At 41.3% G+C, this 21,202-nt stretch carries 18 protein-coding genes; 9 read left to right on the top strand and 9 right to left on the bottom strand.

Annotated elements, in window-relative coordinates:
- Both ACKPEB_RS18435 and ACKPEB_RS18440 read right to left on the bottom strand, forming a co-directional pair.
- Positions 1 to 2,165: S8 family serine peptidase (locus tag ACKPEB_RS18435; protein ID WP_408966431.1), on the bottom strand; the 2,165-nt coding region annotated here is incomplete at its 3' end.
- Between the two features lie 811 nt (positions 2,166 to 2,976).
- Complete coding sequence (locus ACKPEB_RS18440) at positions 2,977 to 5,385, bottom strand: phosphoketolase (RefSeq protein WP_408966432.1); 2,409 nt, start codon at positions 5,383 to 5,385, stop codon at positions 2,977 to 2,979.
- A gap of 387 nt (positions 5,386 to 5,772) precedes the next feature.
- Here ACKPEB_RS18440 and ACKPEB_RS18445 point away from each other — a divergent pair, with 387 nt between their 5' ends.
- The 4 genes from ACKPEB_RS18445 to ACKPEB_RS18460 all read left to right on the top strand — a co-directional run bounded on the left by ACKPEB_RS18445 (position 5,773) and on the right by ACKPEB_RS18460 (position 8,532).
- Positions 5,773 to 6,435, top strand: a complete 663-nt coding sequence (locus ACKPEB_RS18445; RefSeq protein WP_408966433.1) for a histidine phosphatase family protein — start codon at positions 5,773 to 5,775, stop codon at positions 6,433 to 6,435.
- 104 nt (positions 6,436 to 6,539) lie between these two features.
- Entirely contained in the window at positions 6,540 to 7,766 is a 1,227-nt protein-coding gene (locus ACKPEB_RS18450; RefSeq protein WP_408966434.1) for an acetate kinase, read from the top strand.
- 125 nt (positions 7,767 to 7,891) lie between these two features.
- Positions 7,892 to 8,125, top strand: coding sequence for a hypothetical protein (locus ACKPEB_RS18455; RefSeq protein ID WP_408966435.1), 234 nt, complete (start codon positions 7,892 to 7,894; stop codon positions 8,123 to 8,125).
- Complete coding sequence (locus ACKPEB_RS18460) at positions 8,122 to 8,532, top strand: type II toxin-antitoxin system VapC family toxin (protein ID WP_408966436.1); 411 nt, start codon at positions 8,122 to 8,124, stop codon at positions 8,530 to 8,532. The genes ACKPEB_RS18455 and ACKPEB_RS18460 overlap by 4 nt, the downstream gene beginning before the upstream one ends.
- A 126-nt stretch (positions 8,533 to 8,658) precedes the next feature.
- Here ACKPEB_RS18460 and ACKPEB_RS18465 read toward each other — a convergent pair whose 3' ends face one another.
- The 3 genes from ACKPEB_RS18465 to remA all read right to left on the bottom strand — a co-directional run bounded on the left by ACKPEB_RS18465 (position 8,659) and on the right by remA (position 11,005).
- On the bottom strand, positions 8,659 to 9,960 hold the full coding sequence (locus ACKPEB_RS18465; RefSeq protein ID WP_408967644.1) for a GNAT family N-acetyltransferase: 1,302 nt from the start codon (positions 9,958 to 9,960) through the stop codon (positions 8,659 to 8,661).
- 52 nt (positions 9,961 to 10,012) lie between these two features.
- Positions 10,013 to 10,570 (bottom strand): guanylate kinase, encoded by a 558-nt coding sequence (gmk, locus tag ACKPEB_RS18470; protein ID WP_408966438.1) that lies wholly within the window; start codon positions 10,568 to 10,570, stop codon positions 10,013 to 10,015.
- Between the two features lie 168 nt (positions 10,571 to 10,738).
- On the bottom strand, positions 10,739 to 11,005 hold the full coding sequence (gene remA, locus ACKPEB_RS18475) for an extracellular matrix/biofilm regulator RemA (protein WP_408966439.1): 267 nt from the start codon (positions 11,003 to 11,005) through the stop codon (positions 10,739 to 10,741).
- A 341-nt stretch (positions 11,006 to 11,346) separates the two neighbouring features.
- Between remA and ACKPEB_RS18480 the strand changes: the two genes are divergently transcribed.
- Positions 11,347 to 12,318 carry an NAD(P)-dependent alcohol dehydrogenase gene (locus ACKPEB_RS18480; protein WP_408966440.1) on the top strand — a complete coding sequence of 324 codons (972 nt, stop codon included), beginning with the start codon at positions 11,347 to 11,349 and terminating at the stop codon, positions 12,316 to 12,318.
- Positions 12,319 to 12,551: 233 nt separating this feature from the next.
- Here ACKPEB_RS18480 and ACKPEB_RS18485 read toward each other — a convergent pair whose 3' ends face one another.
- From ACKPEB_RS18485 to ACKPEB_RS18495, 3 genes are all read right to left on the bottom strand, one after another.
- Positions 12,552 to 13,172 (bottom strand): heme-copper oxidase subunit III, encoded by a 621-nt coding sequence (locus ACKPEB_RS18485; protein ID WP_408966441.1) that lies wholly within the window; start codon positions 13,170 to 13,172, stop codon positions 12,552 to 12,554.
- 100 nt (positions 13,173 to 13,272) lie between these two features.
- The gene (ctaD, locus tag ACKPEB_RS18490; protein ID WP_408966442.1) at positions 13,273 to 15,033 is read right to left on the bottom strand and encodes a cytochrome c oxidase subunit I; all 1,761 of its coding nucleotides are present in this window, start codon (positions 15,031 to 15,033) and stop codon (positions 13,273 to 13,275) included.
- A gap of 94 nt (positions 15,034 to 15,127) precedes the next feature.
- Positions 15,128 to 16,114 carry a cytochrome c oxidase subunit II transmembrane domain-containing protein gene (locus tag ACKPEB_RS18495; protein ID WP_408966443.1) on the bottom strand — a complete coding sequence of 329 codons (987 nt, stop codon included), beginning with the start codon at positions 16,112 to 16,114 and terminating at the stop codon, positions 15,128 to 15,130.
- A gap of 685 nt (positions 16,115 to 16,799) precedes the next feature.
- On the opposite strand from ACKPEB_RS18495, the gene ACKPEB_RS18500 reads away from it, so the two are divergent.
- The 3 genes from ACKPEB_RS18500 to ACKPEB_RS18510 all read left to right on the top strand — a co-directional run bounded on the left by ACKPEB_RS18500 (position 16,800) and on the right by ACKPEB_RS18510 (position 19,381).
- A complete protein-coding gene (locus ACKPEB_RS18500; RefSeq protein WP_408966444.1) occupies positions 16,800 to 17,717 on the top strand; it encodes a COX15/CtaA family protein in 918 nt (305 codons plus the stop codon).
- Positions 17,718 to 17,785: 68 nt separating this feature from the next.
- Positions 17,786 to 18,751 (top strand): heme o synthase, encoded by a 966-nt coding sequence (locus ACKPEB_RS18505; RefSeq protein WP_408966445.1) that lies wholly within the window; start codon positions 17,786 to 17,788, stop codon positions 18,749 to 18,751.
- Between the two features lie 81 nt (positions 18,752 to 18,832).
- Complete coding sequence (locus tag ACKPEB_RS18510) at positions 18,833 to 19,381, top strand: DUF456 domain-containing protein (RefSeq protein WP_408966446.1); 549 nt, start codon at positions 18,833 to 18,835, stop codon at positions 19,379 to 19,381.
- 102 nt (positions 19,382 to 19,483) lie between these two features.
- On the opposite strand, the gene ACKPEB_RS18515 is transcribed toward ACKPEB_RS18510, so the two are convergent.
- A complete protein-coding gene (locus tag ACKPEB_RS18515) occupies positions 19,484 to 20,242 on the bottom strand; it encodes a DUF2993 domain-containing protein (RefSeq protein WP_408966447.1) in 759 nt (252 codons plus the stop codon).
- Positions 20,243 to 20,403: 161 nt separating this feature from the next.
- On the opposite strand from ACKPEB_RS18515, the gene ACKPEB_RS18520 reads away from it, so the two are divergent.
- Positions 20,404 to 21,198: a pseudouridine synthase gene (locus tag ACKPEB_RS18520; protein ID WP_408966448.1), complete on the top strand. Its 795-nt coding sequence runs from the start codon at positions 20,404 to 20,406 to the stop codon at positions 21,196 to 21,198.
- The last annotated feature ends 4 nt before the right edge of the window (positions 21,199 to 21,202 follow it).

The raw sequence follows: 21,202 nt of genomic DNA on the forward strand, positions 1-21,202 counted from the left end.
GTGGCATTATCGGCAGGAGTGAAACTATTGGCTGTAGGTGGGGTGGTGTCACCAGAACTTTGAATCGTTAAACTCCAGCCGCCAGCTATACTACCACTATCCCCTCCTGCATCATCCTGCACAAATAGCTGCCAAGCCCCATTGGGATTTGTGCCATTGAATGCGGACAACGCCGTACCATAAGGGCCTGCGGGTGCGGGAGTAGAGAAGGTATCACCGACATTGTAGTCAGTTGGACGATAGGTTCCTGATGTAATTTGAGACCCATCTGGCAATGTCCCTGAAGCGCTGTCACTAAAAGTAAGATTGACATTATTTAAGTTATCCCATCCCCCAGCATCGGACATGAGCATGACTTTTTGTCCCCCAGGCCCCTGCAGGAACATATCCACATCATCTGGATAAGTATGGGATAAACCGCTTAAGCTGACTTGAATATTGGCAATGTTCCCACTGACACCGGAAACGTTAATCGTTGATGGATAAGGCGAGGCACTGCCTCTCGACGGAATAGTAATACTATTGGGGTTGGTGAAAATTGGCAAAACTTCCTCGGAAACGATTGTTCCTGTTGCCGTATTAGGAGTTCCCCCAATGTATCCTGTACCGGAGTTGATGTTGAAAACAACGGTTTCGTTTTGGCTTTCTGCTAGGGTATCAGCCATTGGGTCAACTACCAACTGAGCCGTACTAGAGCCAGCAGCAAAGGTAATTGTCCCTGTTTTTGTGCTAGGACTAAATGTAACTGCGCTGTTGGTTAATACCGTATAGTCGGCTGGGTCACTCCCAACCGCAGCCGCATTAGCTGTTCCCGCGACCCCAAAGTTAACCGTCATAGCAGAGGTTAAATTTCCACTGCGACTAAAACTGTAGGTTAAATTCCCTGAACCATCTTCCTGTACTGTCACCGGACTGACATTGACGGTGACAGTGGGGAGGTTGCTACTCATTAAAGCGTTATAAATATTCAACCGCTTCCCGGAGACAGTTTTGCCATTGAGGGCAGAAATCGAGTCCCCAGTTGACATGAGGCTATTCTTAACCTGCTGTGCTGTCCAAGTGGGATTTTGTGACCACAGCAACGCCGCCGCCCCGGTGACATGGGGACTCGCCATTGATGTCCCACTAAGAGTCCCGTAGCTACTATTGGGAAGAGTGCTATAAATATCAGAACCAGGAGCGCCTAAATCTACAGTGGTGGCTCCGTAGTTAGAAAACCAGGACAATCCATCGGTGCGGGTGGTTGAGGCAACTGAGATAATATTAGCTAGGTCGTAGCTGGCCGGGTAAGCAGGGGTTGTGTCTGTGTTTTGCGAACTATTACCCGCCGCCGCAATGAATAAAGCTCCCTGTTGTCCGGCAGTATTGATGGCATCGTAGAGAGCTTGACTATAGCCACCGCCTCCCCAAGAGTTATTTGTTAGTTTGACTCCCTTGGCTGTTGCATAGTTAATCGCTAGGATGGCATTGGATGTAGAGCCGGAACCACTATCATTTAAAAACTTAAGTGGCATAATCTTGGCATTCCAAGCTACCCCTGTCACCCCAACGCCGTTATTACCTTTTCCGGCAATAGTTCCAGCAACGTGGGTTCCGTGTCCATGCACATCCATCGGGTTATTGTCGTTATAGGCAAAGTCCCAACCCCGGACATCATCAATATATCCGTTACTGTCGTTATCAATGCCATCGCCTGCGATTTCCCCTGGATTTGTCCAGATATTCGCCGATAAGTCCGGGTGGTTGTAATCAACCCCGGTATCAATCACACCGATAACTAAGTTTTGGTTGCCCTTTTGAATATCCCACGCTTCGGGAGCGTCAATATCAGCATCGGCTGTCCCCCCGCTTTGACCGGTGTTATTCAGTCCCCAAAGTTGGGAATAACCAGGATCGTTAGGAGTGGTGGCTTGGGGAGTAATTATGCTTAAGCTTTCTTCAGGATTTCTGGTTTTTGAGGTATCTTCCAGGGTGATGATATAGTCCGGCTCGATGTACTCGAAGCGGGGATCATTCTTATAAGTCGAGATGATTTGTTCTACGTTTCCGTCGGGAATCTGCCAAATGTCAATGCCAAGTTGTGACGCTGTGCTAACTTTTGTGACTCCGATTTGCGCCTGTAAGTTGCTAATTTCATTGGAATTAGCTCCGGGCTTTAGTTTCACTATGACACGATCTGAGCTAAAACTTCTCGCCATAATCATTACTGTCCTGGGTTCTGGTTCTTAGACTCGACACCCAGTATTTTATCACAAAAAAACTTTTTAAATAACTTTATTTAAGTACCAAAAACAAAGGTGAGATTTTGTTGAATAAAATCTTGAAAGCCAATTCTGGCAAGAGTTAGAGCCATTTTAACATAATTTATTTAAAAGTGATATTTATTGAGGGTCAACAGATTAAACCTCGTGAAATTACTTAATTTTGAAAAAAAATTAATACAATAACAGGGAATAAAAAACGGGAATATTTGTAAAACCCCCATTTTATAGGGGTTTTGGGCTTTTTTAATATATGTTTAAAATGAGAAACCCGGTTTCTAAGCCTTTAGTCCAAGCGAACAGAAACCCGGTTTCTGAAGTTATCTTAATTTCTCGCAACAAATCTACTAGAGAAACCCGGTTTCTAACAACTAAGTGCACGCTACCAGAAACCCGGTTTCTGAAGTGGTCTTGATTTCTCGCAACAAATCTACCAGAGAAACTTCTAACAACTGAGGCTACCAGAAACCGGGTTTCTGAAATTATCTTGATTTCTCGCAACAAATCTACCAAAGAAACCCGGTTTCTACGAACTTAGTAAAGACTCACAGAAACCGAGTTTCTGAAGTGGTCTTGATTTCTCGCAACAAATCTACCAAAGAAACCCGGTTTCTAAGAACTTAGTAAAGAGTAACAGAAACCGGGTTTTTAAAGTTATCTTAATTTCTCGGAACAAATCTACCAGAGAAACCCGGTTTCTAAGAACTCTAGGGATTTAAAACGGCCATTTCCAATTCACAATTTCATCTTTGTCAATGCCATGTTCATAGGCATAATTGACATTTTCGATGATAGCATTTCTCATGCGTTCCCGAACGTAAGCCGCCGCCGAACCTAATTTTGGTACTCGGTCAATAACATCCATTACCAAATTAAAACGGTCAACTTGGTTATTAATGGCTAACTCTAAGGGAGTATTAATATTCCCCTTCTCTTTGTACCCTCGAACGTGCAGATTCGGGTGATTTTTCCGACGATAAGCTAACTTGTGAATTAACCAAGGATAGCCATGAAAATTAAAGATAATCGGTTTATCCGTTGTAAACAAACTATCAAAATCTCGGTCTGATAACCCGTGAGGATGTTCTGTATCCGGTTGTAACTTAAATAAATCCACCACGTTAACAAACCGAACTTTTAAATCCGGTATTTCTTCCCGTAGAATAGCAGTTGCAGCTAAAGATTCCATTGTAGCAACATCCCCACAACTCGCCATAATCACATCAGGAATATCTGGATTTTTGCCACAGTCATCACTGCTTGCCCATTCCCAAATGCCAATGCCTTTGGTACAATGTTTAATGGCATCATCCATGCTCAAAAATTGCAGATGTTTCTGTTTATCCGCAACAATCACATTGATGTAATCGGTACTCTTTAAACAATGGTCAGCAACGGATAATAAACAGTTCGCATCCGGGGGTAAATAAATCCGAGTCACACTGGCGCTTTTATTCGTAACTACATCTAAAAAGCCGGGGTCTTGATGGCTAAAACCGTTATGATCTTGACGCCAAACCGTTGAAGACAATAGAATATTTAAGGAAGAAATCGGCGCTCGCCAAGACACTTCATTTTTACAAATATCCAACCATTTTGCGTGTTGGTTGAACATGGAATCAATCACGTGAGCAAAGGCTTCATAAGTGTGGAAAAATCCATGACGTCCGGTGAGTAAATACCCTTCTAACCAGCCTTCTAAGGTATGCTCACTCAACATTTCCATCACCCGGCCATCGGTGGCTAACTCACTTCCGTCTAAATCTTCTGGGTAAAATTCAGCTAACCAAGTTTTTTTGCTAACCTCATAAACCGGATTTAAACGATTGGAAGCCGTTTCATCAGGCCCAAATACCCGGAAATTGTGCAGATTATTCCGCATCACATCCCGGAGGAAATTACCCAAAAGCTTTGTATTTTCCACTTCAGACTTCCCTGGATGTTCTACAGAAACCCCATATTGCCGAAAATCGGGTAACTTTAAGTCTTTTCGGAGTGTGCCACCGTTGGCATGGGGACTCGCACTCATGCGTTTAGTTCCTTGGGGGGCTAAAGCCTTCAGTTCAGGAATTAAACGGCCGTTTTCATCAAATAATTCTTCCGGTTTATAACTCCGCATCCAATCTTCTAATAACTGGAGATGGGGCGGGTTGGTGGTGACATCAGCCATCGGGACTTGGTGTGCTCGCCAAAACCCTTCGACTTTATGACCATCTACCTCCGCAGGGCCCGTCCACCCTTTGGGACTGCGTAACACAATCATTGGCCACATCGGACGTTTCGCTGTACCCGTTGAACGGGCTTCCGCTTGAATGGCTTTAATTTCCGTAACGGCTTCTTCTAAGGTCGCCGCCATTTTCTGGTGCATTAAGGTCGGGTCTGACCCTTCGACAAAATAGGGTTTATAGCCATAACCTTTAAACAGCGCTTCTAATTCCTCATGGCTAATCCGCGATAAAATAGTCGGGTTAGCAATTTTATACCCATTCAAATGCAGAACAGGCAACACCGCCCCATCGCGAATTGGGTTAATAAATTTGTTAGAATGCCATGCAGTTGCTAAAGCTCCGGTTTCGGCTTCTCCATCCCCAACCACACAAACGGAGATTAAGTCGGGGTTATCAAACACAGACCCATAGGCGTGAGATAAACTATAGCCTAGCTCTCCTCCTTCATGGATAGAACCGGGGGTTTCAGGAGTACAGTGGCTACCAATACCACCGGGGAAAGAGAACTGTTTGAAGAATTTTTGCATCCCCTCGGCGTCTTCGCTAATATTGGGATAAATTTCTGAGTAGGTTCCTTCTAAGTAAACCGGAGCTAATACCCCTGGGGCACCATGACCTGGGCCAGCTAGATAAATCATATCCAGGTCGTATTTTTTAATCAAGCGGTTGAGATGAATGTAGATAAAACTCAACCCCGGACTTGAACCCCAATGTCCTAATAACCGATGTTTAACGTCTGAGGGTTTGAGCGGTTCCTTTAATAAAGGATTTTCCCGCAAATAAATCATACCAACAGCTAGGTAATTACAAGCTCGCCAGTAAGCGTCAATTTGACGGAGTTCTTCCTGACTCAGAGGGTTATTCATCTCAATGGGTCTATCGGGTGCAGCTACCATAAGTCCTGACTTTTGTAAGGGTTTTCGTTTCTCAACACTGAGAAGATAGAATATCTTGAAAACGACGGTTTGCGGTTTTTTAGATATCCTATTGAAATTTTTGTTAAATCATAGCACTGGATTTGAAATTGAGTGACACATTATTGGGATTTTTACTATTTTTTTTAAGGTTTGGGGACGGTTAGCAGTTATCAGGAGGGAACTTTAACAAAAGATTAAAATTTTAGTTAAAAAAGTTAAAGATTTTTGATTCATCTGGGAAATTACAACCAATATGTTAAGCTAACGACAACCTGATAGGATAGGGAGAATTTGAACCCAAGTTCTACCCCATCTCTATATTCAGGAACAAGCTCTGAGGGGGGGATGTCAATCTAATTCCTCACTGTGCGTCCTAACTGGCTAAAAATGATGAGCGTTAAACTTTATTTTCTTCGACACGGAGAAACCACCTATAGTCAACAAGGGGGTTATTGTGGCAATTTAGATCCAGATTTAACCGAAAATGGCTTAAAGATGGCAGATCAATTTGCCAAATTTTACCAAAATTTACCTTGGGTTGCGGCGTTTGTGAGTCCCATGAAACGCACCATTGCAACCGCAAAACCTTTGTGTGAAGCAGTGGGTTTAGAAATGCAATTTCGAGAGGGTTTAAAAGAAATTGCCTATGGAGAATGGGAAGGAAAACTTCCCGAAACGGTGAATCAAAATTACCATGATGATTATGTTCGCTGGTTAACTGATCCCGGTTGGAATGCACCCACAGGCGGGGAAAAAGGCGTTGATATTGCTCGCCGCTGTGCTTCGGTGCTTCAAGAAATAGGAGAACGTTATCAATCAGGTAATATTTTAATTGTCTCTCATAAAGCTACCATTAGAATTATAATTTGTGAATTATTAGGAATTGATATTGGCAGATTCCGCGATCGCATTGCTATGCCCACAGGGGCCGTTAGTATCGTAGAATTATCATCTCGTGGGCCGTTATTACACACTTTAGCTGATCGCTGTCATTTAGATGAAACCTTACGGTCTTCTATTGGAACCTAGAACAGAGATTTAATAGATAAATTCCATAAAACAGAAGATTTATTTTTTCTATTTTTGGATTATCCTTAAATTTAAAATTACTATTGATTTTAATTCTTAATGATATGAAAATATTAGTATTAAATGCGGGTTCAAGTTCTCAAAAAAGCTGCCTTTATGAAATTAAAGAATCTTTGTTACCCGACTATCCTCTACACCCGATTTGGGAAGCAACCATTGACTGGACAGCTTCTCAAGAATTCGGGTTAATGAAAGTGAAAACCTCAAAGGTTAAACAAGAATATCAAATCGATTTAACCTCGAAACAAGACGCGATCGCTCAAATGTTTAATACCCTAATTGCAGGGGAAACACAAGTATTAAATTCCCTTTCAGAAATTAATATTGTCGGTCATCGAGTGGTACATGGGGGTTCAGATTATTCTGAAGCCATATTGATTAATGAAAAAGTAAAAGAAACGATTCGGTCTTTAATTCCCCTTGCTCCTACCCACAACCCCGCCCATTTAGAAGGAATTGAAGCCGTAGAAACCCTATTAGGAACTGTTCCCCAAGTGGCAGTATTTGATACCGCTTTTCATCGAAAAATGCCCGATTATGTAACCATTTATCCAATTCCTTATCAATATTTACAAGAAGGAATTAAACGTTATGGATTTCATGGAACTAGCCATAAATATTGTGCTCAACAAACCGCTAAAATTCTAGGTCAACCCTTAGAATTCTTAAAAATAATTACCTGTCATTTAGGAAATGGATGTTCTTTAGCCGCCATTCGAGATGGAATTAGTATTAATACGACGATGGGATTTACTCCCCTGGAAGGATTAATGATGGGAACCCGAAGCGGCTCAATTGATCCGTCTATTGTTTTATATTTACAAGGAAAATATCAATATGATGTTGATCAAATGAATCAAATTTTAAATAAAGAATCGGGGTTAAAAGGAATTGTTGGGGAGTCGGGAGATCTACGATATATATTAACCGAAATGAAAGCCGGAAATCCCAAAGCAAAACTCGCCTTTGAAATGTATATTCATCGCTTAAAAATGGGAATCGGGCAAATGTTAGCGAGTTTAGGCGGTTTAGATGTGTTAGTATTCACCGCAGGAGTTGGAGAACACGCCGAAAAAGTTCGAGAAGCCACTTGTCAAGGATGGGAGTTTTTAGGGTTAAAATTAGACTTAGAAAAAAATGCCTCTCACCCCGTTGATGAAGAAATTTCTACCGCAGATTCAAAGGTTAAAATATTAGTGATTCATACGGAAGAAGATTGGGCGATCGCCACTGAATGTTGGCATTTATTCAATTATAATACAGTAAAATAATCAGAAACCTGGTTTCTATAAAATTCTATGTTGATTAGCAATAATCTGGAACAGAAACCCGGTTTCTATAGGGTCAATCTATAAAAATAAGATAGAATTAAATAAACGATCAAGGAAAATCAACAATGAATTTACAAGAATTAAAGAACGCTGCTTATAAACTTCCCGTTCATGAACGGTTATTACTGGTAGAGTCTATTATTCATTCATTGTCTCAAGAATTGCGTCCTCGTCCTGATGTTCCTGATGGAGTTTGGGAACGTTTACGAGGAAGTTTAAAACCTGATAATACTGAATTAACCGATGAGGATGTAGAACGATTAAAAGATGAAAGTTTAACGGAGAAGTATCTCAAATGAGAATATTACTAGACACTAATATTATTTTAGATAGTTTACTGGCTAGGATGCCTTTTTTTGAAGATGCTGATCGGTTATTCCAGGGAATTCGATCCGGTCAAATCGTCGGTTATGTAACAGCAACAACATTAAGAGATATTTTTTATATTGTCAAAAAACAGAGGAATACCCAAATTGGTAAACAGTATGTTTCTGATTTGTTATTAACATTAGAAGTTTGTGCTGTTAATCAAGATATTGTTAAAACAGCACTAGCTTTAAATTTAGACGATTTTGAAGATGCGGTTCAACTTGCTTGTGCAATGAATGAAAATTTAGAGGCAATTGTTACCCGTGATTTACAAGGGTTTGTTAACTCTCCCATTCCTATTTTAACTGCAGGGGAAGTTTTAGCCAATTTATTTTAGTTTCTATAGAATTCTATAATTTAACCGTTGAGCAAATTTTTATAGCAGAATAAAAACTGAAAGTATTGACAAAAAAGCTATAGCAAAAATGTAGGGTGCGTAAGGTGAAGCCGCACGCACCATTTCTCAGATACAAGGTGAAACCCAAAACATTCCTTTAATTCCATTCGGGTCAGTAATAAACCCTAAATGATGATAAAAATTAACCGCTTTAGAACCTGCAAATAAGGTAATATTTTCAATATTTTGCTGGCGCAGTTTTTCTAAGGTATATTGAATTAACGCTTTTCCTAACCCTTGACTTTGAAAATCGGGATGAATGACAACATCCCAAAGAGTAGCATTATAAACCTGATCAGAAACGGCGCGAGTAAACCCAATTAATTGTTTGTTGGTATCTTTAATAAACCAAAGGGTTACAACTAAAAAACTGTGTTCAAGGGCGATTTTCATTTGTTCATGAGAACGAGTCATCCAACCGACCGCTTCAAACAGTTGATCTAATTGGTCTAAATCAAAATTAATATCGGTACTAAATAGATATTGTCGATTTTTTTGATTCACAGCTACAGGATAATCATAATGATTAACTGTCTGTTCAGCCGCGATCGCATCATCATATTTAGACCATTTTTCGGAATTTTGCTGAATCTGTTGATGTTGCAAATTAATCATTTTTTCCAAATCAGCTTTTTTCTGATAAACACTCTTAAATTTTTTGATAATTTCCTGATCATCAGGATTAACTTTAACCACCATTGAATAAAGAATTAAAGCAGCTTTTATCCAATGTTTGTAAAGGAAAAAATCAGCTATTTTAACCCATTTATCTTGATAATTCCGTATAAAATTAATAATAATTTTATACTCAGGATATTGTTGATGATTCTGCGTCACTTGTTGATAATAAGCGATCGCTTGATCAATCGTTTCAGGAAGGTAAGAGTCTAAGGTTTCTCCTAATTTAGTCGCAATAATAACAAAATCCTGTGCTTGAGTTGTTTGATGAAGAATGACCAAACTCTTCCAATACTCAATAATAGCTAATTCCCACTTTTTTTGTTGAACTAACCCATCTCCTAAATTACAATAAGACCAATAAAATTCAGGGTTTAATTGAATGGCTTGGCGGTAAACCTGAATTGCTTCTTCCCAGGATTTTAATTTTAATAAAGCATTTCCTAAATTATGATATGACCAGGAGAAATTAGGATTAAGTTCAATGGCTTGACGATAGTTAATCATCGCTTCTTGCCATTGTTCTTGTTTTAAGAAAATATCGGCTAAATGGTGATAATACCAAGAACAATTAGGATTGAATTCAATCGCATGACGATAATTTGCGATCGCAGCTTGCCATTGTTCTTGCTGACTTTGCAAACGCCCTAAATTCGCATAAGCTTCAGCCGAATTAACAGGGGTTGCCATCGCATTTATCGAGTTTGGATCTAAAGGATTGTTCTCTGGCATATTTCATGATCTAAACAGGAGCATATAGCACAGATTCTAATCGTTGTAACGCGAAATCCAAATCATCATTAATCACTTCAAAATCAAATTCATTTGCGGCATCCATTTCTGCTTTTGCTCTCAGCAAACGTCGATGAATAGCATCTTCAGAATCTTGACCTCGACCCCGTAAACGGCGTTCTAATTCATCAATAGAAGGCGGCATAATAAAAATGCGTAATGCAGAGGGAAAGGTACGCCGAATTTGCCGAGCACCTTCTAATTCTATTTCTAATAAAACCGATGTTCCGGCTTCAATATGTTCTTTAACGGGGATGAGAGGGGTTCCATAATAATTCCCAGCAAATTCAGCCCATTCTAATAACTCTCCCTGTTCTACCATTTCGTGAAACCGATGTCGATCTACAAAATAGTAATCTCGGCCATTGATTTCTCCTGGACGGGGAGAACGAGTGGTTACAGAAATGGATAAATGCAGGTCTGGATGACAGTTGAGGAGGGAACGAACCAAGGTTCCTTTTCCGACCCCGCTAGGGCCCGTCATGACAATTAATCGGCCTTTTTTCATAACAGTTCTACTCATTCAAAAAACAAGGTTAGACAGTGGTAAACCGAACAATTAGAAAAATTTCAGGTTCAAAGGTGAACCTGTGGATGATTTCGGGAATGATCAGGAATCCCTGTATTTTCTCATAGTATGACGATTCAAACCAAGGAGGAAAAAATACCCATTTCTTTAATCATCTCGCTGATTTCCATCTTTCGCCAGCACAAACCGATGAGCTACGGTTTCCGGTTGAATTGCAGAGAGAATAACATGACTAGAATCGGTTATAATGACGGCTCTGGTTCTCCGTCCATAGGTGGCATCCACTAACTGTCCACGATCCCGTGCATCTGTTATAATCCGTTTAATCGGTGCTGATTCAGGACTGACTATGGCAATGACCCGATTCGCAGAGATAATATTACCAAAACCAATATTGATTAACTGAATATCCATAACAATTCAATTCTAGGGTTTGCCGAGATTTTTTGCCTATAATTCCATCATAATGAGAATTTTACGGACTTACAACTGTTGATCTAAGACAAACTCAATTTTTTACCCTCTTGAGTTGGGATTTAGCTGTTGAGTTAAATTTCCATCAATAACAGATTCTTGATCAACAATAGCAACCTAGACCTTAGAAATAGATAGAATAAAATAGCTGATTAAAAATTATTTTTTGATTTCAATCTCAACAAAAATATTAGAAGGATTCCAACTTCAAATATAGCTTTAATCCCTAGTTTAATAAGTCTGTGTTAAGCTAACAGGTGTTATATTACCATCAAAAATTTATGAAAGCAATTGTCATCAATCAATATGGCTCACCCGATGTTCTGCGTTATGAAGATATTCCCACCCCAACGCTGAAACCGGATCAAGTTTTAGTTAAAATTCATGCCAGTAGTATTAATCCTGTCGATTGGAAAATGAGACAGGGATTATTACAACCCTTATCCGGCTATAATTTCCCCAAAATTTTAGGCTGTGATTTATCGGGGGAAGTGGTGGAAGTGGGGGAAAAAGCAACACGCTGGCAAGTTGGTGATCCAGTCTATACCTTCGTTAACCCGGTCTTTGGAGGTGCTTATGCAGAATATGTTGCGGTCAGCGCGGCTAACCTTAGCTATAAACCCCAAAATATGACCGATGCTGAAGCCGCAGGAGTTCCAGTGGCAGGTTTAACCGCATTACAAGGGTTATTAGATTTAGGTCAATTGCGACCCGGACAAAAGGTATTAATTAATGGTGCATCTGGGGGTGTGGGAACCTTTGCCGTCCAAATTGCGGTGGCGATGAATACAGAAGTAACCGGAGTTTGCGGGACATCAAATGTGGATTTGGTCAAAGGTTTAGGCGCTCATACCGTGATTGATTATACCCAAGGGGATTTTACCCAACAAGGTATTCAATACGATATTATTTTTGATGCCGTCGGGAAACAATCGTTTTTTAATTGTACAAAAGTTCTACAACCCGATGGAATTTATATCTCAACTTTGCCAACCGTTGATAATATGGCAGCAACCTTACAAACTTTATTTTCCTCCAATCAAAAATGTAAATTAGTTTTAGCTCAACCCATTCGTCGAGATTTAGATGCACTGCGAGATTTGATAGAATCAGGTAAAGTTAAAACCATTATTGATCGAACTTATCCCTTAAGTGATGTCGCCCAAGCTCATACCTATAGCGAAATGGGGCGAACCGTTGGCAAAATTATAATTGCAATTAATGAAGGGTTACAAACGATTAATATTGACTGATAGTTTTAGAAATTGAGTCAGCGTTTTGATAAAAACACGATAGATCATCATCATTTATTGTAGGGGTTTGGTTTTCAAACCCTCTTTTTATATTAGAGCTCTAAAACCCTTTCAATTCTTACTGTTCCCTGTTCCCTGTTCCCTGTTCCCTTGCGCGTAGCACTATATAATAGGAAAAATTCCCATAAAAAAACCCCAATGGGGTTTAAGGATAAAATTAATGTGATCAAGATTTACAACAAATAAAGCAAGATAAACAGAATAATCCAAACCACATCAACAAAGTGCCAATATAATTCGGCTGCTTCGGGGCCAAAATGGGATTCTTTGCTGTAATGAGTGGTTTGGCGTCCCCGCCAAAGAACGGCTAAAATTAACAAGACTCCAAAAGTGACGTGCAACCCGTGAAACCCGGTTAACACATAGAAGGAACTGGCGTATAAATTGGTCGTTAATCCAAAGCCTAACTGACTGTATTCATAGGCTTGACCCCCTAAGAAGGTTAACCCCATAATCGCCGTTGCAATAAACCAATTGCGTAACCCCGCAGTATCATTTTTCTTAATTGCGACTGTTCCTTGGTTCATCACAAAACTACTGGAAATTAGAACCACCGTGTTAATTGCTGGAAGCAATAATTCTCGTTCAGTGCCTTCTGGGGGCCAGACCGGAGACATGGCTCGATAAATCAGATAGGCAGAGAATAAACCTAAAAAGATCATACTCTCTGCAATCAGGAAGACAACGACCCCTAACATTCGTAAATCAGGGTGTTCTTCGTGTTCATGTACTGCGGTGGCTTCGTGTTCGTATCCAAGAACGGTTTGAGACTCGTTAATCGCTGAACTTTGCATGAATTGATTCAATAAAAGGGGACAGGGAACATCTAATCAATTACGAATTGTCAATTACGAATTACGATCATCTTAATTCGTAATTCGTAATTCGTAATTCTTATTTGATGTCTTTTTCAGGTTCGACAACCATTGTTGAACGGTCGTCTGTAAATACGGTAGAAGATTTGGCTTGAGAGACGGGAACACCGACTTCTTTGGGGCGGCTTCCGGTCATTTGTTTTAACCGTTGACGAATGGCTAAGGTTTTGCGACTGCCGTAATCATAGGGCCCAGTTTTGAGAACCGGAGTCACCAGGAAATTTTCAATCGGTGGCGGAGAAGAGGTCATCCATTCTAAGGTTAAAGCTTCCCAAGGGTTAGCCGGAGCTTTTGGCCCTTTTAACCAACTCCAGGCGGCATTAATTAAAAAAGGAATCGTTGAAACCGCCAGAATATAACTTCCCAGAGTACAGACCTGATTCAAGGTGGTGAATTGGGGGTCATACATTGCCACCCGACGAGGCATTCCTTGTAATCCCAAGGCGTGCATCGGCATAAAAGTGAGATTCGTACCCACAAAGGTTAGAACAAAGTGAACGATTCCCCAAGGTTCGTTCATCATCCGCCCCGTCATTTTCGGGAACCAATGATAAATCGCGGCAAACACCCCAAACACTGCTCCACCAAACAGAACATAATGGAAGTGCGCCACGACAAAATAAGTATCGTGAACGTGAATATCAAAGGGAACCGATGCCACCATAATTCCCGTCACACCGCCCATGACGAAGGTTGAAACAAACCCCATCGCAAACAGCATGGCACTGTTGAGGCGAAGTTTCCCGCCCCAAATCGTGGCTAACCAACCAAACACTTTAATTCCAGTGGGGACAGCAATGATCATCGTCGTGATCATAAAGAACATCCGTAACCAACCCGGAGTTCCACTGGTGAACATATGGTGTGCCCAAACAATTAAGCCTAAAAAACTAATGGCTAAACTGGAATAGGCGATCGCTTGATACCCAAAAATCGGTTTACGAGCATGAACCGGCAGAACATCAGAAATCACCCCAAAAAAGGGTAAAACCATAATGTAGACTGCCGGATGGGAATAAAACCAGAATAAGTGCTGATAAACAACCGGATCGCCGCCTCCGGTGGGATTAAAGAAACTGGTGCCAGCCAGTAAATCAAAAGACAGCAAAATTAACGCTGCCGCCAGTACCGGAGTAGACAGAAGAATTAAAGCGGAGGTCGCGATCATAGCCCAACACAACAGAGGCATATCATTGAGCCCCATCGTGGGAATTCGCATTTTAAAAATCGTAACCCCGAAATTTAATCCCCCCAAAATCGAAGAAGTTCCCAACAATAAAACGCTGAGAATCCAAATTTCTTCTCCGACTTTACCTGTTAATAAACTTAACGGGGGGTAAGATGTCCAACCGGCTTGAGGCGCTTGAACCAAGAAACTTGCCAATAACAGCGTTCCACCCGGAGGAATTAACCAAAAGGCAACGGCATTTAACCGGGGAAACGCCATGTCTCTTGCCCCAATCATTAAGGGGATTAAATAGTTGGCTAGTCCTGCACCCGCCGGAACAATCCACAAAAAGATCATCACGGTTCCATGAACCGTAAATAAACTGTTATAAAGTTCCGGCGAAACAAAATCCGGATCAGGGGTTGCCAGTTCCGTACGCACGGCCGTTGCTAAAGCACCCCCAACTAGATAAAAGAAAAATGCTGTCACGAGATATTGAATCCCGATGACTTTGTGATCGGTACTAAAACCAAAGAAATCTTGCCAACGTCGTTCTTCCTCATGATGAGGTTTTGGAATATTAGCTGCGAGATCCAGTTGTGCTTGTGCCATAACAATTGAGAAAAGATTGAATGGGGAAAAGTGGAACAGGCATCTTGCCTGTTTCCGACCTGTTTTAAATTGATATACGGGCAGGATGCCCGGTTCACATGGAATGATGATGAGTTTGGGCGATTACCTCAGAATTGATGCCCATTTCATCGGCGTAGGGAGCTAGAAATTCACCATCGGATAATTCTGCGGGATTGATGGCGATGGTTTTTTGCAGGTTTGTGACATTGGCAATAGTATTTTCAGCGACCCATGCCGCATATTCTTCTGGAGTCTCAACAATCATTTGCGATCGCATCGCCCCATGATAGCCTCCACACAATTCAGCACAGACAATCGGATAGGTTCCGATCTTGCTGGGTGTAAATCGCAGTTCAGTGATCCGACCGGGGATTGTATCTTGCTTTAAGCGCAATTGCGGAATCCAAAACGCATGGATCACATCTTGGGCACTCATATTTAATTGCACTTCTTGACCGACAGGGACATGAAGTTCTCCGGCAGTAATGTCTGTATCTTTGTAATTGAACAACCAAGCAAATTGCAACCCGGTCACATCCACATTAATGGCCGCTTCTTGCCCTTCTTTACCCGGAGATGCCCCTATTCCCAAAGCGATTTGAGTGATTTCTGGGGGTTGGGGGTCGTCTGATAATGAAGCCGCGATCGCAGAGCCCTTCATGTTACGATGGGCGTGCATCGAGTGTTGACCCGCCGCCATCGGATCAAGTCCCCCCATATTGTTATAAATTTCAAAACTATAAATACCAATCCCCAACACCACAATCGCCGGGATTGCCGTCCAGACAATTTCCAAGGGAATATTGCCGTGAATGGGGGCTGCATCGGTGGTGTCATCTTGACGACGACGAAATTTAACTAAAGACACCAGTAACACCCCTTCCACTAAAAGCACTAAGCCAAAGCTGATGGTTGCCATGGTGTTAAATAACCCATCGACTTCCGCCGCTTCTGCGGAGGCTGCCACGGGTAATAAATGATTGTTTTGACCATACCAGAGACTCGCGAGAGTAATCCCGATCCCTACCAGTAAAGTCAATATTGAACTTGGAATGTTCACACCTATTCCTCCTTATCGAGCATTCCCAACACAGAGATCGGATCGGAAGATGCTGTCATATACACGCTTGTTTAATCTTAGTCGCTGGTTGAGAAACCTGAACATCAGGGTTTATTTTCAGCCGAAAACCTTACATCTACGGTAAAACACATCACAAATACCGGAAACTATAACAAGGGATTTTTTGGATTTTCTTTAGAATTGCGCTGACCGTCAACCCTCAAAGATTAACGTAGAATCAAAAAACTTTCTAAAAGTCTGTTCATCTGGAGATTGCATCGCTAACTTAAAGACAATCGGAGTCGCGAACACGAGGGAAGACTCAGGAGACAAGAAACAATCCAGGCGAACGGGGTCAGCATTGTGTCGAGAGCACTTATTCCTTGGGTCGCTGCGGGTGATTGAGCGAAATCGTTCCCGGTTCCTTAAAACCGAATTAGGACAAAAATTGCGAGGATATTTAGAACTGAAAATCTCTAAAGGAAAGCATCGTAGCAAGGCTAGAGCATCTCTACTCTCGAAAACGGCTAAGATGCTTTTGGATGCCCTCATCGCAGAAATTGTTAAATAAACCTAACAATTCCCTCTTAATTCTGGAGGGTTAAAGGGGGATGTTTAAAATGATAGGTACAGTCATCCCTCATGTTTTTATGATTGCAATAGTCACGTTAAATGGGTGAAACTCATGGCCAATACTGTCCTAAATGATGTCAGTTTATCAACTGGCCAAACACAAAAAAGCAAATCTCTACCGCAGGATCTCATCCGGCGTTTAGTTTGGAAACTGAGTATTGCCACGTTATTGCTGATGGCCGTGGGCAGTGCTACACGAGTGATGAACGCTGGACTGGCTTGTCCTGACTGGCCGTTGTGTTATGGGGAGTTTGTCCCCACCGCCCAAATGAATTTTCAAGTCTTCTTGGAATGGTTTCATCGTCTTGATGCTGCTGGAATTGGATTCGGTACAATGGCTCTGGTGGGGTTATCCCTGTGGTACAGACGAGAACTTCCTCAATGGCTTCCTTGGGCTTCTGTGTTTGCTTTAGCTTTAATTGTGTTTCAAGGAGTTTTAGGTGGACTTACGGTGACGGAATTGTTACGTTTTGATATTGTCACCGCCCATTTAGGAACTGCTTTACTGTTTTTCTCAACCTTGCTGATTATTGGTTGTCTTCTGTTACCCTATCAAGGCACTGGAAACGCTGGAAAGCTAACTGCGGTCAGCATGATCGCTGCCATTTTAGTTTACTTACAAAGCATTTTAGGAGCCTTAGTCGGTTCTCAATGGGCTTTACATCAATGTTTTGAGTCGTCTCAACTCTGTACCGTGATGAATAGTCATATTTTGGGGGTTGTTCCTCCTACCCTAGCCACCTTAACCTTAGTTGTTTTCGCTTGGCGAACTTCTGCTTTACATCCCCGACTCAGAAAATTAGCAAATTTGGCTGGAGCTTGTTTAGTGGCTCAAATTCTTTTAGGGGTCGCAACGTTTTATCTGCATTTACAAGTCGAACCCCTTACCGTTTCCCATCAAGCAATGGGAGCAACATTACTCGGAACTCTCGTTTGTTTTAGCACTCTAGCCCTACGAGATCAACAGTGATCAATCAACTCATAACTGATCACTGATAACTACTAATAACAGTCAACAAATTCTATAGGTCAGAATTCATGCAAGAAGTGATTCAAACCAATGTCTCCAGACACCATGAAAATGTTTTACAAGTGGTTCAAAGTTATTATCAACTAACGAAGCCAAGAATTATTCTGTTGTTATTAATTACTACGGCTGCTGGAATGTGGTTAGCGGCGAAAGGAGAGGTTGATCCCTTATTGTTATTGGTGACATTAACCGGAGGGGCTTTAGCGTCGGGTTCTGCCAATACCATTAACTGTTTGTATGACCGAGATATTGATTACATTATGGAACGGACTCGCTGGCGTCCGCTACCATCCGGTCGGGTTAAACCCCTCGATGCTTTGATTTTTGCCATTGCTCTTGCTATTGCTTCATTTGTCTTACTCAGCGTTTTTGCTAACTTGTTAACCGCTTTATTAGCGTTATCAGGAATTGTTTTTTATGTCTTGATCTATACCCATTGGTTAAAACGTCATAGCGTTCAAAATATCGTGATTGGAGGAGCAGCCGGAGCCATTCCACCTTTAGTGGGATGGGCGGCAGTAACAGGGGATTTAAGTTGGTCAGCTTGGCTTTTATTTGCCATTATTTTTCTCTGGACACCCCCTCATTTTTGGGCTTTAGCCATGATGATTCGAGATGAATATCAGGAAGTTGGGGTTCCGATGTTACCTGTCATTGAAGGAGATGAAATTACGGCTCAACAAATCTGGATTTATAGCTTAATTTTGATTCCTTCTACGTTCTTATTGGTTTATCCTTTACATACCAGTGGTTTGGTTTATGCGGCGATCGCTTTAATTCTAGGGGGAATTTTCTTAAAAAAAGCATGGCAATTATTACAATCTCCCTCAGAACGAAATGTAGCGCGATCGCTGTTTAAATATTCCATCCTCTATCTGATGTTGTTGTGCGCTGGAATAGCTGTTGATAGTTTACCTATTACCCATGAAATGGTCATGGCTTTGAGTGAATCTTTGCCTCTAGGGTTGTTGTAAATTATCCGTCTCTAAATCTCTCTAAACGATGCCCGCATCCTGCGGGCTTTTCAATCAATAAGAGGTTAATCAGGAGAAGAAATGATGAATTATTGGATTCTCTATTGGATTGTAATTGCAGTTATGGTGGTTGGAGTAATTGGAACAGTTGTTCCTTTACTACCCGGAACCAGTTTGATTTTAGGGGCAATTTTATTGTGGGGAATTGCAACAAAATTTACGGGTATTGTTTTACCAATGGTAGTAATATTTTTTATTTTAATTGTAAGTACCGTCATCGAATATTTAGCGACTTATTGGGGTGTACAACAGATGGGAGCGAGTAAATGGGCACAATATGGAGCCATCATTGGCTTAACGATAGCTGTCTTGGGACTTTTACCTGCGTTACCCTTTGGAGGGCCGTTATTGGGAATTTTAATCGGGCCACTTGTAGGCGCTTTTATCGGTGAATTTTTCTATCAACGAGATCTCAAATTCAGTGAAAGAATTAAACCCTCTTTCAAAGCTAGTATTGGTGTTTTCATGGGTTCAATGTTAGGAAATATTATTGAATTAGTCTTATCGATTATTGCAGTTGTTATTTTTATACTCACAACTTGGCCTTTAGTTTCAACGTTGCAACCCTAAATTTTAATTCGATTAGAAACGAGGAAATCAATCTTGATTGCTGTTCCCGGTCAATCGCAGTTTCCTGTTCCCTCTTAACGATGGATGATAACAGAATCAGGATTAAGGATTAACTTTCAGCATAGCGTTAATCTCAAGGCATTGAGGAGATAAAATTAAATCTTGAATCTTAATATCTGTTCCCAAATCCATGATATAATCATTAAAGTCAAGTTCAGTATTTAGCGTCTGAGTTTCTAGTTTGGGCTCGACAAACAGAAGTTCATGGGAACTAGCAAGTCCTAATCCGGTTTTTAATCGAAATGATAATAATTCCCCTGTAGAAAATAACAGTTTTGCGTTTAAAATTAAACGATCAGTTTCTAAGGTGATTTGGCTATCTTGAATCTGTTGAATCGAGTGAACCCAAGAATTATCTGGCGGGGTTGGAACATCAGATCCAGTGCTTACAGATTCTTCTGTCATCGATCTCAATAGGGACAAAACGAAATGGTTTAAGGCATCCTTTAACAAGGGAGCCTGTAGAGAGAGATTCAGAGCAGATTCATTCAAGTGTAAACTTCCTGTAACAAAAAAAGGCTCTAAGAGGTGGAGGGGTTGACCTTTTAAAACTTGACCTAAGTTAAACCGAATTTCCGAACCTTGTAACTGTACTTGAGTTAGATGTAAGCCTTGATAAACAGCATTCTCAGCCGAAACAGACACTCTGGGAATATAACCTGAGAGTAGAGAACGATTACTGCCCTCGATTTTGAAGTCTAAGTGGTCAATTTTGTCAACTTGCGATCGCAACCAAAACTGAATAGCAGTAGTTAGGAGAGTTCCAATCAAAGGTTGACGAGGCGTTTGAATGAATGCCATAGGAGCACCAAATTTTGCATCCCCATTATTTCACACCGCACTCAGATTAATAGTAGGATTACTTGCAGATTGCTGTAATATTTGTACATAGTCTTTAGACTTGTGGAACAATTGAAAGGTTGCAAGAGACTCACAGCAGTCTGTAACATTCACAAAGCACCATGGATGAAAGGCTACAAAAAATTATGTCTCAATGGGGCATTGCCTCGCGACGTCACGCTGAAGAAATCATTCAAGCCGGACGGGTGCGAGTCAATGGCAATATTGCCTACTTGGGACAAAAAGCCGATCCAGACCGTGATCAAATTGAGGTAGATGGGAAACGGATTGATCCTTCCTATCGACCTGTGCCAATCTACTTACTACTGAATAAACCCCTAGGAGTTGTATCTACTTGTTTAGACCCAAACGGACGACCTTCCGTTTTGGATCTGCTTCCTCGCAAAATGCGGGTGGGTGAAGGAATTCATCCGGTTGGACGCTTGGATGTAGATTCTACAGGGGCATTATTGCTGACCAACGATGGAGATTTAACATTTCGTTTAACTCATCCTCGTCATTTCATTCCTAAAACTTATCAAGTCTGGGTGCAGGGAAATCCACCGGATTCAATCTTACAGGCTTGGCGTCAGGGTGTCATGTTAGCAGGAAGAAAAACACTTCCGGCTCAAGTTCGGTGTCTCCAGCAAATTCCAGGCCATAAGGCTTTATTGAAAGTGATTTTATACGAGGGTAGAAATCGGCAAATTCGCCGAGTTGCCGAACAATTAGGTTATCCGGTGATTAAACTGCACCGGACTGCTATTGGTTCAATTCAACTCCAACCACCCGGACAGCCTGCATTGCCAGAAGGTCAGTATCGTTCTTTGAGTGCATCTGAACTTGAGTTTTTACGAAATCCCACTTCCTCACCTTTGGTTAGTGTGCCAATTCAACCTGTGGACAACAAGGAGTAATTGT

Origin of the sequence: Planktothrix sp. (assembly GCF_046067725.1) — a bacterium.
Taxonomy (GTDB): Bacteria; Cyanobacteriota; Cyanobacteriia; order Cyanobacteriales; family Microcoleaceae; genus Planktothrix.